15 protein-coding genes are annotated in these 13,705 nt (G+C 68.3%); 10 read left to right on the forward strand and 5 right to left on the reverse strand.

Translation table 11 applies throughout. From position 1 onward, the window contains the following. Both ACFQ50_RS09095 and ACFQ50_RS09100 read left to right on the forward strand, forming a co-directional pair. Positions 1–624 (forward strand): lipoyl synthase (locus tag ACFQ50_RS09095; RefSeq protein WP_377995196.1); only part of this gene is annotated, 624 nt, incomplete at its 5' end. A gap of 32 nt (positions 625–656) precedes the next feature. Then, positions 657–1,229: an MOSC domain-containing protein gene (locus ACFQ50_RS09100; RefSeq protein ID WP_377995197.1), complete on the forward strand. Its 573-nt coding sequence runs from the start codon at positions 657–659 to the stop codon at positions 1,227–1,229. Between the two features lie 5 nt (positions 1,230–1,234). Here the strand turns inward: ACFQ50_RS09100 and ACFQ50_RS09105 are convergent, their stop codons facing one another. Then, entirely contained in the window at positions 1,235–1,534 is a 300-nt protein-coding gene (locus ACFQ50_RS09105) for a hypothetical protein (RefSeq protein ID WP_377995198.1), read from the reverse strand. An 85-nt stretch (positions 1,535–1,619) separates the two neighbouring features. On the opposite strand from ACFQ50_RS09105, the gene ACFQ50_RS09110 reads away from it, so the two are divergent. Next, a complete protein-coding gene (locus ACFQ50_RS09110; protein ID WP_377995199.1) occupies positions 1,620–2,198 on the forward strand; it encodes a TetR/AcrR family transcriptional regulator in 579 nt (192 codons plus the stop codon). 92 nt (positions 2,199–2,290) lie between these two features. Continuing rightward, on the forward strand, positions 2,291–2,935 hold the full coding sequence (locus ACFQ50_RS09115; RefSeq protein ID WP_377995200.1) for an NADPH-dependent F420 reductase: 645 nt from the start codon (positions 2,291–2,293) through the stop codon (positions 2,933–2,935). Between the two features lie 11 nt (positions 2,936–2,946). Here ACFQ50_RS09115 and ACFQ50_RS09120 read toward each other — a convergent pair whose 3' ends face one another. Beyond that, positions 2,947–3,954, reverse strand: a complete 1,008-nt coding sequence (locus ACFQ50_RS09120; RefSeq protein ID WP_377995201.1) for an ABC transporter substrate-binding protein — start codon at positions 3,952–3,954, stop codon at positions 2,947–2,949. Between the two features lie 177 nt (positions 3,955–4,131). Between ACFQ50_RS09120 and ACFQ50_RS09125 the strand changes: the two genes are divergently transcribed. Both ACFQ50_RS09125 and ACFQ50_RS09130 read left to right on the forward strand, forming a co-directional pair. Continuing rightward, a complete protein-coding gene (locus ACFQ50_RS09125; protein ID WP_377995202.1) occupies positions 4,132–4,761 on the forward strand; it encodes a DUF6919 domain-containing protein in 630 nt (209 codons plus the stop codon). A 163-nt stretch (positions 4,762–4,924) separates the two neighbouring features. Beyond that, positions 4,925–6,088: an ABC transporter substrate-binding protein gene (locus ACFQ50_RS09130; protein WP_377995203.1), complete on the forward strand. Its 1,164-nt coding sequence runs from the start codon at positions 4,925–4,927 to the stop codon at positions 6,086–6,088. A 69-nt stretch (positions 6,089–6,157) separates the two neighbouring features. Here the strand turns inward: ACFQ50_RS09130 and ACFQ50_RS09135 are convergent, their stop codons facing one another. Both ACFQ50_RS09135 and ACFQ50_RS09140 read right to left on the reverse strand, forming a co-directional pair. Continuing rightward, the gene (locus tag ACFQ50_RS09135; protein ID WP_377995204.1) at positions 6,158–6,625 is read right to left on the reverse strand and encodes a hypothetical protein; all 468 of its coding nucleotides are present in this window, start codon (positions 6,623–6,625) and stop codon (positions 6,158–6,160) included. Positions 6,626–6,805: 180 nt separating this feature from the next. Next, positions 6,806–7,522 carry a GntR family transcriptional regulator gene (locus ACFQ50_RS09140; protein WP_377995205.1) on the reverse strand — a complete coding sequence of 239 codons (717 nt, stop codon included), beginning with the start codon at positions 7,520–7,522 and terminating at the stop codon, positions 6,806–6,808. Positions 7,523–7,647: 125 nt separating this feature from the next. Here ACFQ50_RS09140 and ACFQ50_RS09145 point away from each other — a divergent pair, with 125 nt between their 5' ends. Genes ACFQ50_RS09145 through nagA form a run of 4 tightly spaced genes read left to right on the forward strand, consistent with a single transcriptional unit; the run spans position 7,648 to position 12,394 of the window. Beyond that, positions 7,648–9,075: a sugar porter family MFS transporter gene (locus ACFQ50_RS09145; RefSeq protein ID WP_377995206.1), complete on the forward strand. Its 1,428-nt coding sequence runs from the start codon at positions 7,648–7,650 to the stop codon at positions 9,073–9,075. After that, a complete protein-coding gene (locus ACFQ50_RS09150) occupies positions 9,072–10,124 on the forward strand; it encodes an N-acetylglucosamine kinase (RefSeq protein WP_377995207.1) in 1,053 nt (350 codons plus the stop codon). The genes ACFQ50_RS09145 and ACFQ50_RS09150 overlap by 4 nt, the downstream gene beginning before the upstream one ends. Positions 10,125–10,166: 42 nt before the next feature. Beyond that, on the forward strand, positions 10,167–11,249 hold the full coding sequence (locus tag ACFQ50_RS09155; protein ID WP_377995208.1) for an SIS domain-containing protein: 1,083 nt from the start codon (positions 10,167–10,169) through the stop codon (positions 11,247–11,249). Then, positions 11,246–12,394, forward strand: a complete 1,149-nt coding sequence (nagA, locus tag ACFQ50_RS09160) for an N-acetylglucosamine-6-phosphate deacetylase (protein ID WP_377995209.1) — start codon at positions 11,246–11,248, stop codon at positions 12,392–12,394. Before ACFQ50_RS09155 ends, nagA begins: the two co-directional genes overlap by 4 nt. Positions 12,395–12,445: 51 nt before the next feature. Here the strand turns inward: nagA and ACFQ50_RS09165 are convergent, their stop codons facing one another. Then, a complete protein-coding gene (locus ACFQ50_RS09165; RefSeq protein ID WP_377995210.1) occupies positions 12,446–13,702 on the reverse strand; it encodes a M20 family metallo-hydrolase in 1,257 nt (418 codons plus the stop codon). Positions 13,703–13,705: the final 3 nt, after the last annotated feature.

Below are 13,705 nucleotides of genomic sequence, written 5' to 3' on the forward strand. Positions count from 1 at the left end.
GTCTGGCTCTACGCCGAAACGGTCCGCAAGATCCACGAACTGAACCCCGGCACCGGCGTCGAACTCCTCATCCCGGACTTCTCCGGCAAACCCGAACACATCGCGGCGATCTGCGACTCCAAACCCGAGGTCTTCGCTCACAACGTCGAGACCGTGCCGCGGATCTTCAAGCGGATCCGCCCGGCGTTCCGCTATGAACGCTCCCTGGACGTCATCACCCAGGGCCGGAACCTGGGCATGGTCACCAAGTCCAACCTGATCCTGGGCATGGGCGAAACCCGCGAGGAAATCTCCGAAGCCCTCCGCGACCTCCACGGGGCCGGCTGCGACCTGATCACCATCACCCAGTACCTGCGCCCCTCCGAACGGCACCTGCCCGTGGACCGCTGGGTCAAACCCCAGGAATTCGTGGACCTGCAGCACGAAGCCGAAGAGATCGGCTTCCTCGGCGTCATGTCCGGACCCCTGGTCCGCTCCTCCTACCGCGCCGGCCGGCTCTGGGCCACCGCGATGCGCAAAAAGGGCCGCGACATCCCCGCCGAACTCGCCCACATCGCCGACGGCATCCAGGACTCCGGAACCACCCGCCAGGAAGCCAGCTCCCTGCTCGCGAGGCCGGCCTGATCTCCATCCGCGGCCGGGTATAGCGTTATTGCATGACGGCAACCTACCGGTACGACGTGGACGTCCTGCATCTGCTCGTTTCGCCGGCGCACGCCTACTTCGGCCGCGCACGTGACGGCGCCGCTGACGTGCCGACGGCGGATGCGGACCGGGTTGAGATCGTGGACGGCAAGGGCATTGTCGGGGACCGGTTCTTCGGCAAGGCGGCGCACATGGACGCGGCAGTCACCCTGTTCGCCGTCGAGGCCCTCGAAGCCATGGCAGCCGAATTGGATGCCGGCCCCTTCGATCCGCTGCTGACCCGGCGCAACGTGATCCTCCGGGGCGCACACCTGGCCCCGCTCCTGGGCCAGGATTTCGCGCTGGAATCCCGGGGCGATGTGGTGCGGTTCAAAGGCGGCCGCCCCGCCCACCCCTGTACCTGGATGGACAGAATGCTCGCCCCCGGCGCGCACGCCGCGATGCGCGGGCGCGGGGGCATGCGCTGCCGGGCACTCTCCGACGGCGTGCTGCACCGTGGGCCCGCGGTGCTGGTCAGTCCGGTGCCGCTGGAGCCCGCACAGGCGGGCACTCCGAGCGTGCTGCGGCCGGACAGGCTGCCGTAGGAGTTTCAGCCGCGCACGCGTGCCCGTCCGCGCACCCAGCCGCTGATCCGGCCCTGCAGCAGCAGAAGCCTGGGCACTGCGAAGTACACGGCAGTCGGCACCACGATGAGCGTCAGGACGAAGGCCCGAAGCACGGGAGGCCAGTCCGGCGCGAAGACCGCAAGCAGGTTCATGCCGATCGCGGCCAGCGGGAAGATCGCCAGCCAGGTGATCGCGGCCCGCACGTGGACAGACACAAGACCTGGGATCCGGTGGTGATGCCCGTCTGTTTCGTCCGCCGCAAAGGCCCTGCCGTTGTGTTCCACGAAATCTCCAACTCTTTGTTTGGATTTGATGCTAGCCAGCGGCTGCGGGCAAAAGCAAACGAACGGTTGGAGATAACATCGGTCCATGGCATGGGACACGGAGGCTACACGCGAACGACTTCTCGACGCCGCCATCAGGGAATTCTCCGAGCGCGGCTTCTCGGGCGCGCGGATCGACCAGATCTCGAAAACATCGGGAACCAACCGGGAACGGATCTACTTCTATTTCGGCGGCAAGGTCCAGCTGTTCGAAGCAGCACTCAGCCGGCAGCTGGCAACCTCGCTTGAGGGCCTCCCGGTTCTCGGGTCAGGGCCGGAGGCCGCTGCGGACTTCGCTGGCCGGTACTTCGACTTCTCCGTCACCCAACCCGCCCTGGCACGGCTGACGTTCTGGGAGGGGCTGGAGCGCGGAACCCCGGTCGACGCCGAGCGGCGCGCGCTGCGGGCGGCGGGCAAGGTCAACGAACTGCGCCAGGCATTGCCGGGCGTAGACCAGCAGGCCGCCGAAGAGCTGCTCCTCACCATCGTGACGCTTTGCCATGCCTGGGCGTCGAGCCCCAACGTCAGCGCGGTCATTGCCGGCACGCAGGACACGGCACGCCGGCGGGCGTCGATCATGCGGACAGCCGAACTGCTCGCCAGGGACGCCGGGAATATCGCCTGACGCCTCTTGATTTTGTTGGAGATTGAAGTAACGTCGCCCACCTGGATGGATTTTCCTGATCCCTGGACTGACCCCCTGGAAGGAAGAACACAATGACTGACATCACCATCATCGGAACAGGCAACATGGCCCGCGGGCTCGCGACCCGCGCCATCGCAGGCGGCAAGAGTGTCCAGCTCCTCGCCCACGAGGACAAGGGCAAAGCCGATGCCCTCGCGGCCGAGCTTGAGGGCCAGGTGACCACGGGGGTCGTGGGCGACGACCTCAGCGGCGACATCGTGATTCCGGCCGTGTACTACGATCCTGCCAGAGACGTCGTTGCCAAGTACGGCAGCGCGCTGGACGGCAAGATCTATGTGGACATCACAAATCCGGTGGACATGTCCACGTTCGAAGGCCTCAGCGTCCCCGAGGGCAGCTCCGCGGCCGAAGAGCTGCAAAAATCCACCGGCGCCAAAGTGGTGAAGGCCTTCAACACCACCTTCGCCGGAACGCTGGCCGCCGGTGACGTGGCCGGCCAACAGCTCGACGTCCTCATCGCGGGTGACGACGAGGACGCCGTGCGGGCCGTCGCAGGGTTCGTGAAAGCAGGCGGCCTCCGGCCGATCGTCGTCGGACCCCAGCGGCGGGCCCGGCAGCTCGAGCAGGCCGGTTTCCTTCACATCCTGCTCTCCGCGAACGACCAGCTGCCGGAGTTCCAGTGGAACTCCGCGCTCAAGGTGGTCCCGGGAAGCTAGCCGCCAGGCAGCTAGCTCTTGGGCAGGCCCGCCGGATTCAGCTCCGACTTCTTGACCGCTTCTGAAGAGAGGCCCCAGCGGTCCAGGATCTTGCCGTAGGTGCCGTCCTCGATCAGGTGGTTCAGCCCGGCCTGGGCAGCTGCGCCGAGGCCGTTGCCCTTCTTGGTGGTGGCGGCGATGCTCGCCTTGAGCGGCCAGCCGCCGTCCACCAGGCCCACCAGCTTGGTCTTCTCGTCGGTAGCGGCCTTGTAGGCGGCGGTGGCGTTCGGCCCGAAGGTCAGGTCAGCGCGGCCGGACTGCAGCGCCAGGTTCGAGGCGGAGTCGTCGTCGTAGTACTGGAACTCGACCGGCTTCAGCCCCTTGGCTTTGTTCTCCTCGTCCCAGCGCAGCAGGATGGATTCCTGGTTGGTGCCCGAGCCAACGATGACGCGCTTGCCGGCAACCTCCGCGGCGGATTCAACCTTGCTGATGCCGCTGTCGCTCTTGGCGTAGAAGCCGAGCTTGTCGTCGCGGTAGCTGGCGAAGTCGAACCTGAGCTTGCGCTCCTCCGTCACGGTGACGTTGGAGAGGACGGCCTCGTACTTGCCCGATTCGACGCCGAGGGGCCAGTCGGCCCAGGCGGTCGGCACGATCTCCGCTTCCAGTCCCAGCGTCTGGGCCAGTGCGACGGCGACGTCCACCTCGTTGCCCACCGGCGTCTTGTTGTCCGTGGCGTAAACCGCCAGGGGCGGCGCGTAGGGGCTGACGGCCACTGTCAGCTTTCCGTCCTTCTTGATCGCTTCCGGAACCAGGGCCGCGGCGGCCGTGTCCACTGTGACGGGAAAGCGGTCCTGCTCAGGCGTCAGGTTGAAGGTCTTGGCTGATGACGTGGCGGTGGTCGTGGCGGCCGGCGCGTTCGCCGACGCCGCAGCCCCGGGGTCGGAGCAGGCGGAGAGCGCCAGCAGGCTGGTGGCGGCGAGGGCCAGGCCCACCGCCGGCGTGAATGCGCCCGTGCGGGACGTGGGAGACTGACGGTTCATTGGGTGCCCCTAAGAAAGTAGTGAATGCGAAGGTTGTGGCTGCAACTATCCGTCAGCGGAAATGAGCGGTCAAAGCCCGGGGAAACCGGAGGATACACGGCGTAACCGCGATTCACACTGCGTCCGACGGCGTCATTGGGCCTGCCCGTCACCGCGCCGCCGCGCCTAGCATCGAGTATGAGCGATCAATTCACGACCGAACGTGACAGCTACGGCAGGCTCCTGGCAGACCGTGAGGTGTGGCGGCAGGCCGGCACCCTGGCCGCCGCCGGGGAACTGACCGCGCGGTGGCTTGAGGGCACCAGCGAATACCAGCCCGGAACCCTCGCCCCGCGCTTCGACGACGAGACCCTGCCCATCGCCGGCCAGCTGGCCGAGCTCAACCGCAGCGGGCTGTTCACCAAGGAATCCCAGCCCGGCCTCGGTCCCGACGCCGGCCACGCCCAGCGCGAGTATGTCACCGGCTTCTGCTCAGCGGAGTCGGCGGCCCTCCTGTTGCGGCTGTCGGCCGGGACAGAACTCATTGCCATCGCGCACGCACCGGGAGAGGTCAGCCAGGCCTCCGTTCCGGTCACCGTGCACGACGGCGACGTGGTCACTGTTCTGGGAAGCAGCGAAAATCCCGTCGAATCGGAGCAGATCCAGGACTGGGCCCGCGAAAGCAACGAGACCCTCGCGCTCCTGCTGGCCGACTCCTGGTACGTCGAACTTCTCGATCCGGTCTGGGGCCGGCAGCAGCACCTTCTGCCCGCCGTGCTGGAAACCCTTAAGTCCGCCGGGGACGAGCGTTTGGCCCCCGATTTTTAACGTTCCGCGACGCCCGGTGAAGCTATGAGACCCCGAGGATGAACGATTGCGACGCCGGGTGAACGCCTGCGTCGGCAGCCATTGTGGCCGCCGGAGGGTCGCCATAATCTCAATCCAACGCTCAGCGCCATCCCCTCCGCTCCATCATCCAAAAGGAAACATCATGTCTTCTTCACACGAGAACCCGGGTTCCACCCGGATCGCCGCGGGCCAGCCCGCCGGCCGGAAGCGCCCCAGCGGGCTCAAGATCGGCATCGCCGCCGGCATCCTCGCCGTCCTGGGCGCAGGCGTCGCCGTCGCCACCACCGCCGCGAACAACTCCGCACCGAGCTCCGCCAACGCGGCCGCTGTCACCAGCCCCGCCACCGAGCTGAAGCTGGGCTACTTCGGGAACATCACCCACGCCACCGCCCTGGTCGGCGTCCAGAAGGGCTTCATCGCGAAGGAGCTCGGCGACACCAAGCTGAGCACGCAGGTGTTCAACGCCGGTCCGGCCGCGATCGAGGCACTCAACGCCGGCGCAATCGACGCCACCTACATCGGCCCGAACCCGGCCATCAACTCGTTCGTCAAGAGCAAGGGCGAATCCATCAGCATCATCGCCGGAGCGGCCTCCGGCGGCGCACAGCTGGTGGTCAAGCCTGAGATCAAGACCGCGGCTGACCTCAAGGGCAAGACCCTCGCCTCCCCGCAGCTCGGCGGCACCCAGGACGTGGCGCTTCGCGCCTGGCTCGGCAAGCAGGGCTACAAGACCAACACCGACGGCGGCGGGGACGTTGCGATCAACCCCACCGAAAACGCCCAGACCCTGAAGCTGTTCCAGAACGGCAAGCTCGACGGCGCGTGGCTGCCCGAGCCGTGGGCGTCCCGTCTGGTGCTCCAGGCCGGCGCCAAGGTCCTGGTGGACGAGAAGGACCTCTGGGACGGCTCGCTGACCGGCAAGCCCGGTGAGTTCCCCACCACCATCCTGATCGTCAACAAGAAGTTCGCCGCAGAGCACCCGCAGACCGTGGAGGCCCTGCTCAAGGGCCACGTGGAGGCCGTGAAGTGGCTCAACGACACCCCCGTCGCCGAGAAGGCCACGGAAGTGAATGCCGCCCTGAAGGAGGCTGCCGGCAAGGCACTCCCGCAGGAAGTCATTGACCGTTCGCTGAAGAACATCGTGTTCACGGTGGACCCGCTGGCCGGAGCGTTCAAGAAGCTGCTGCAGGACGGCGTGGACGCCGGCACCACCAAGCAGGCCGACATCAACGGCATCTTCGACCTGACCAAGCTGAACGAAGTCACCGGCGAAAAGACCTCTGCCGCCGGGCTGGGCCAGGAGTAATCCGGTAAGACACACAAAAAAGGATCCGGCGGGAACATTCCCGCCGGATCCTTTGTGGTTTAAGCGGCCCTACAGCGCCGTCGAGTAGTCTGCGGAATACTCCGGCACGGCCGAATATTCGGGCACGGCGTACGGATCCTCCGCGTTTTTCAGGGCGTAGTGGAAGACCATCCCGTCCTGGCTTTCCTGGCTTCCGACATATTCGGCGGCAACCCACTCCCCGCCGGCCACGGCCCCGGCCCAGGCATGGGCTTCTTCCCAGTGGACAGCGGAGGCCATCCGGCCGGGCTGCAGGCTCATGGACACGGCAACGCGCACAGCAGGCGCGCCATCGGCGGAATGGGGGCAGGTGAAGCCGACGATGTCCACGGAGACGCCAGGGGTGGCAAGGCAGGGCCGGCGGGCCATGGTGGTGGCCGCCGCATCCAGGCCGCCGGAACCGATGTCCTGGCTCACCAGCGCCTGCACCTGGCTGCGGAAAGCATGCAGTTCCGCGCCGCATTGCGTCCGGATTCTGTGCACCAAAGCTGTGATCATGTCCCCCTCGATTCAGGGAGGGCGTTACGCCGCCCCGTCGTGATTATGGACTTACACAACCACCCGGTAACTTGCTTCACAATGCCCGGCGACACCCGCCGTCGTGCTGCGCAACAGTGCTTCATCTTCCGCAGTTGGGCGTAACAAAACGATGCACTGCCCGCGGGAGGCGCACAGGCCCTAGACGTGCATCCGCGCCACGAAGCGGAACCGGTCCCCCCGGAACACCGACTCGGTCCACTCCACGGGCCGTCCGTCCGGGGTGAACCCGAGCCGGTGGACCAGCAGCATGGGAGCGCCCATTTCGACGTCGAGGAGTTGCACCTCCGCCGGTCCGGCCAGCTTGGTCTCCACAGTGTCCTCCACCTCGGCAATCCGGATTCCGTAGTCCTCGCGCAGGGCAGCGTAAAGGGAGCCGCGCTCCGCCACCGTCCGCGCAAGATCCGGCAGCGGCCCGGCAAGGAAAGCAATCTCGTGCGCCAGCGGCTCGCCGTCCACCAGCCTGATCCGCTCCACCCGGTGGATGTCCGTTCCCGGTTCCACCGCCAGGCGCCGCGCGGTGGCCGCGTCGGCCGGCAGCACGCTCACGTCAACAATCCGGGCCGCAGCCGTGAGCCCCTGGCTCGCGGCGTCGTCGGTAAAGGACGTGAGCTGGCGGACGTGCGTGACCTTGGGCGGCGCCACATACGTGCCCCGCCCCTGCGTCCGGTCCAGGCGGCCCTCGGCCACCAGCTCGCCGATCGCCTGCCGGACGGTGGTGCGGGACGTTCCGTACTGTTCCGCGAGCGCGCGCTCTGTAGGGATCAGGGTTCCGGGCACCGCGTCCTCGATGAGGGTGAGGATCTGCTCCTTGAGTACGTAGTACTTGGGCAGGGCGGCGGCCGCGGAGGTTTCCATGAATCTGATGGTACCTATTGACACGAAAATTGGTCTAGGCCAAAATGATGGAAATTGGTTTACACCAATTCCGGTGTGCATCAGTTCCCGGACCCCATCCCCATCACACTTCCAAGGACCCAAAGATGTCGTTCCTGCAAGACCTGCGCCAGACGCCCCGCCTCGGCCTGCTGGTCGGCGGCACCGCCGCCACCATCGGCATAATCTACGGCTACGACCTGTCGAATATCGCCGGTGCCCTGCTGTTCATCACCAAGGAGTTCCAGCTCTCCACCAGCCAACAGGAGCTGGTGACTACCGCCGTCGTGGTCGGTGAAGTTCTGGGCGCCGTCCTCGGCGGCTGGCTCGCCAACAAGCTGGGCCGCAAGGCCTGCATGGTGGGCGTGGCCGGAGCGTATGCGGTGTTCGCGGTGCTCAGCGCCCTCGCCGCCGACGTGCCCATGCTGCTCGTGGCCCGCCTGCTCCTGGGCCTGACCATCGGCATTTCCGTGGTGGTGGTGCCCGTCTTCGTGGCGGAGTCAGCGCCGCCCAAGGTGCGCGGCGCCCTGCTCGTGGCGTACCAGGTGGCCACCGTCATCGGCATCATCATCGGCTACCTGGCCGCCTATGTCCTGTCCTCCACCGAGAACTGGCGGCTTATGCTGGGCCTGGCCGCTGTTCCGGCCATCGCGGTCCTCGCCGTCACCCTCCGCCTCCCCGACACCGCCCGCTGGTACATGATGCGCGGGCGCACCGAAGACGCCCGCCGCACCCTCAGCTCGATAGAGCCGGATGCCGACGTCGACGCGGAACTGGCCGACATGCGCCAGGCCATCAGCGAGGAGCGCGGCGGCGGCCTGCGCGAGATGCTCCGCTCCCCCTACCTGAAGGCGACCGTGTTCGTCGTCGGGCTCGGCTTCTTCATCCAGATCACCGGCATCAACGCCGTGGTGTACTACAGCCCCCGGATCTTCGAGGCCATGGGCTTCACCGGCAACGCCGCCCTCCTGCTGCTGCCCGCACTGGTTCAGGCCGCTTCCCTGGTGGCCGTGTTCGTCTCGCTGTCCCTGGTGGACCGGGTGGGCCGCCGCCCGATCCTGCTCGGCGGCATCGGCATGATGATCGTGGCCAACGTCATCCTGGTGGGCGTGTTCATGGCCGGCAAGGACTTCGGCGGAATCCTGACCGTGGTCGGCTTCCTCGGAGTGCTGCTGTTCACCGTGGGCTTCACCTTCGGCTTCGGCGCGCTGGTCTGGGTCTACGCAGGAGAATCGTTCCCCGCCCGGCTGCGTTCCCTGGGCGCCAGCGCCATGCTGACCTCGGACCTTGTGGCCAACGTGATCGTCGCGGCCTTCTTCCTGACCATGCTGCAGCGGCTCGGCGGCGCCGGCACGTTCGCCGTGTTCGGTGCGCTGGCCGTGGCCGGCTTCGTCTTCGTCCACCGCCTCGCCCCCGAAACCAAGGGCCGGAACCTCGAGGAAATCCGCCACTACTGGGAAAACGGCGCCCGCTGGCCGGAAGCCACCGGCAGCAGCGGCAGCACCGGCGGCAGCAGCAAGCCGGCGGCCAAGTGAAGCGGCCCGTCCCCGGCCTGCGCCGCGTCCTGGGGCTGGACATTGGCGGCTCCAAGACGCACGCCATCCTGGCTGAGGTTGTGTTGCCGGACGCTGCAGTGAAGGACGACGGCGGGACCCCCGGCGGTGCCAGCCTCACCGCCGGCGGTGCCTCACCGGCCCGGAAGCTCGCGGAGTGCACGGTGGGCAGCGCGAACATCGCCTCCGTCGGGCCGGACGAAGCAGCTGCGGCACTGGATGACCTCGCCGGGCAGCTCGGCGTCAGCGATCCCGCCGGCCACGGAATAGACACCGTCTTTGCCGGCGCCGCGGGAGCCGACACGCCCGCCGCCCGGGAACGCCTGGCCGGCCTCCTCTCCCGCCGTTTCCCCGGAGCCCGGGTCCACGTGGACCACGACACCCGCATCATTCTCGCGGCCGGCGGCCTCACCGCAGGTACCGTCCTTATCTCCGGCACGGGCTCCGCCGCCTGGGCGAAGGCCGGCGACGGACGGGAGGCCCGGGCCGGCGGCTGGGGCTACCTGCTCGGCGACGAAGGCAGCGGCTACGCAGTGGCCCGCAGTGCGGTGCGTAACGCTTTGCGGGAATTCGACGACGGCCTGCCCGCCGGGCCGCTGACCGCACAGCTTTTGACGCAGACCGGAGCCGCGGAACCCGTCGACCTGCTTGATCTGTTCTACCTCCGGCCGGAGCGCCGGTACTGGGCCGGGCTGGCCGGAACCGTGTTCGCCCTGGCGGCGTCGGATGCTGCGAGCTCGGCCATCGCCGAGGACGCCGCCCGGCACCTTGCCCGCCTGGCACTGACGGTGAACCGGAGGGTCGGCACGGTACCGGACACGGCCGGGGACCCGCCACCTCCACCAGTCCTGCTGGCCGGCGGCATGCTGGTGAACCAGCCGTCGCTGGCCGCCGGGGTGCGCGGGCTGCTGACAGCCGGCGGCCTTCCCGACGTCCGCGTGCTGGACCGCGCGCCGGCCTGGGGCGCCGTGGAACTGGCCCGCGAACTGGCCGGGTCACCACACCGGCCAGCCGCCACAGTTCCCGCCTGATCCACTCTCACCACATACCCCGCTGATCCCCCAAGGAGACCCATGACCGCCCCGCACACCACGATCCTGACCAACACCGCTGCGGCCACGCCCCCGCTTCCCGGTTCCCTGATGGCCGCCGAAATCCTGGAACAGCCGGAGTCGCTGGCCCGGCTGCTTGAGCACGGCCGCCCCGCCGTCACACGGCTGGCCGCCATCCTCCGGGACGCCGACATCAGGTTCGTCCTCCTGGCCGCGCGCGGCACCAGCGACCACGCCGCCCTGTACGCGAAGTACCTCATCGAGACGGTGCTGGGGCTGCCGGCCGGGCTGGCATCGCCGTCGAGCCTTACCGTGTACGGCGCCGAACCGAAAATGGACGGGGTGCTGTGGCTGGCGGTCAGCCAGTCCGGCGGCTCCCCGGACCTGGTGGACTCCACCGCCGCTGCCGCCCGGGCCGGCGCCCTCACCGTGGCCGTCACCAACGCCCCCTCCTCGCCGCTCGCCGCGGCCGCGAGGCACCACCTGGACATCCTTGCCGGGCCCGAACGCGCCGTCGCCGCAACAAAGAGCTACACGTCGCAGCTCCTGGCACTCTGGCAACTGATCGACGCATGGGCCGGGGGAAACGGCGCGGAAGCGGCGGACCTGCCGCGTCTTGCCGCCGACGTCCTGGCCCGGCCGGAGATACTGGAGGTTGCAGACCGCTACCGCTTCGTGAACCACATCATCACCACCGGACGCGGCTTCTCCTACCCCACCGCACGGGAGGCGGCACTGAAACTGATGGAAACGTCCTACCTGGCCGCGCACGCCTTCTCCGGCGCGGACCTGCTGCACGGGCCCTTCGCCATGATCGACGCCGACCGGCCCGTCATCGCCGTCGCCTCGCCCGGTGCCGGCGGCCGTGCCCTGGCTCCGGTGCTGGACCGCCTCGCAGAACGCGGCGCGGACGTCTGCCTGGTGGGCGATCCCGGGGCCGCGCGTCCGCTGAACCACGTGGTGCCGCTGCCGGCTGTCCACGAACAGCTCTCCCCGATCCTGGAGATCATGCCCCTGCAGCGGCTGGCCCACACCATGGCGGCCGCCCGCCACCACGACCCGGACGCGCCCCGCGGACTCCGCAAGATCACGGAAACCTGGTGAGTCCGACGCTCATCACAGCTGCCCGGGTCATCCTGCCCGACGCCGTCCTGGAGCCGGGCTGGGTGGAAACCGACGGTTCTACAATCACCGCGGCGGGCCCCGGGCTGCCGGCCCGGGAGCCCGACTTCAGCTTTGCGGACGGCACCCTCGCGCCCGGTTTCGTGGATGCCCACATCCATGGCGGCGGCGGCTTCAGCTTCAACGACGCTGATCCCGCTGCCGCCGCGGCCCGGATCGCCGATGTGCACCGCTCCCACGGCACCACCACGCTGATGGCGAGCCTGGTCACCGCTCCGCTTCCGCAGCTCGAGAAGGCAGTGGCCGCACTGGCGCCCCTCGTGGAGCAGGGGGTGCTGGCCGGGATCCATCTGGAGGGCCCGTGGCTTAGCCCCGACCACCGGGGCGCGCACGCGGCGGAGCTTCTGCTCGTGCCGGCCCCTGCGGCCATCGACCGCCTGATGCTGGCCGGGCGGGGCACCGTCCGCATGGTCACGATCGCGCCGGAGCTGGAAGGGGGCCTGGCCGCCATCCGTCAGATCACCGGCTACGGCGCTGTCGCGGCCATCGGCCACACGGGCGCCGGTTACGACCTTGCCCGTGAGGCGATCGCGGCGGGCGCCACGGCCGGGACGCACGTGTTCAACGCGATGCGGCCGCTGCACCACCGGGAGCCCGGCCCAGCGCTGGCGCTGCTGGAGGACCCCTCGGTGTTTGCCGAGGTGATTGCCGACGGCGTCCACCTCCACCCGTCGCTGATCCGCTTCATTGCCGCCAGCCCGGCCCGCGCCGTTTTTGTCACCGACGCCATGGCGGCCGCCTGCGCGCAGGAAGGCACGTACCAGCTGGGCGGGCTGGACGTCCGGGTGTCCGACGGCGAGGCGCGCCTGGTCAGCGACGGCACCATCGCCGGCAGCATCCTCACCCTGGATGCTGCGGTCCGGCACGCCGTCCTCGAGGCCGGCATCCCGCTCGCCGACGCCGTCCGGGCGGCCAGCCAGAACCCGGCGGACATGTTGGGATTGACCGACGTCGGCCGCATCGAAGCAGGGCGGCAGGCGGACCTGGTGGTGCTTACCCCGGATCTTGAGGTGGCGGCGGTGATGAAGGCGGGGCGGTGGTTGAGCCCGACGCAACTTGCTGGCTAGTCCGGTTGGCTATGTCTACTCGTCCGGCGCGATTTACTCAGCCAGCGCGTTTTACTCGGCCAGCGCGCCGCTACAAAGCCTGCTGACCACTTCGGTGAGCATGGCCAGGCCGGCCACGATGTCCTCGTCGGTGGTGTATTCGTGTTCGTTGTGGGAGACGCCGTCCACGCTCGGGACGAAAAGCATGACCGTGGGGACGATGTCCTTCATGTTCGTTGAGTCGTGACCGGCGAGCGTCATCACTTCCTTGTTCGACAGCCCAAGGTCGGCAGCCACCTTGGCCGCAAGCTCCACGCCTTCCGGCTGGTACGGGGTCACCGGCCAGGAATGCGAGTGGTGCTTCTCCACCGCAACGTTCGCCAGCCGCTCGATGTCGGCGATGCGGGCGTGCAGCAGGGCGTCGGCCTCGGCCAGCACGGCTTGGTCGGCGCTGCGCAGGTCCAGCAGCAGGTTCACGCGGGAGGGAACCACCACCGGGGAGTTCGGGTAGACGTTCAGCTGCCCGACGGAGGTGTGCAGGACCCCGGGGAACCGGTCGGCCAGTTCCCGGGCCGCGACCACCAGCATGGATGCTCCGAGCAGGGCATCCCTGCGGTCCGCGATTACGGTGGAGCCGGTGTGGGCCTGCTCGCCGTGCACCACGAATTCGTACTTGTTGGCCGCCCAGTTGGAGCTCACCAGCCCGATGGTGATGCCCTCCCGTTCCATGCTGCGGCCCTGTTCGATGTGGATCTCCGCGCAGTAGGCTGCCACGGGTCCCTCATAGTCGGCCCGGCAGCCAATCGCATCCAGGGCATCGCGCACAGTGACTCCGGCAGCATCCGTGGTGTCCAGCGCTGCCTGAAGTTCCAGCTTGCCTGTGTAGACGGAGGAGCCCATCATTGACGGCTTGAAGCGGCTGCCTTCCTCGTTGAACCAGTTGACGACGGCGAGGTTGAACTTGGGTGCCGGCGCGCCGGCTTCCCAGCGTTCCACCAATCGGAACGCTGCGTGGGCAGCGGCGAGGACGCCGTACGCCCCGTCGTACCGGCCCGCCGTCGGCTGCGAATCCATGTGCGAGCCGACCACCACGAAGGGGGCGCCCGGCACGGCTTCGTAGAGTCCCCACTGGTTTCCCGCGCGGTCGAACCTGACGGTGAAGCCGCGCGCTTCAAGGAGTCCGGCCAGCCAACGCCGCTGCTCACCGTCGGGAGCGGTGGCGGCCTGGCGCTCCACGCCGCCGTTCGCCGTGGCGCCGAAGGCACTCATGGTGCGGAAGTCCTGGACGAAGGCCGTGTCCTGGGCGGTGAAGGTGGCTGTTGTGGTCATGGT

Source organism: Arthrobacter sp. NPDC056493 (genome assembly GCF_042795115.1).
GTDB lineage: Bacteria > Actinomycetota > Actinomycetes > Actinomycetales > Micrococcaceae > Arthrobacter.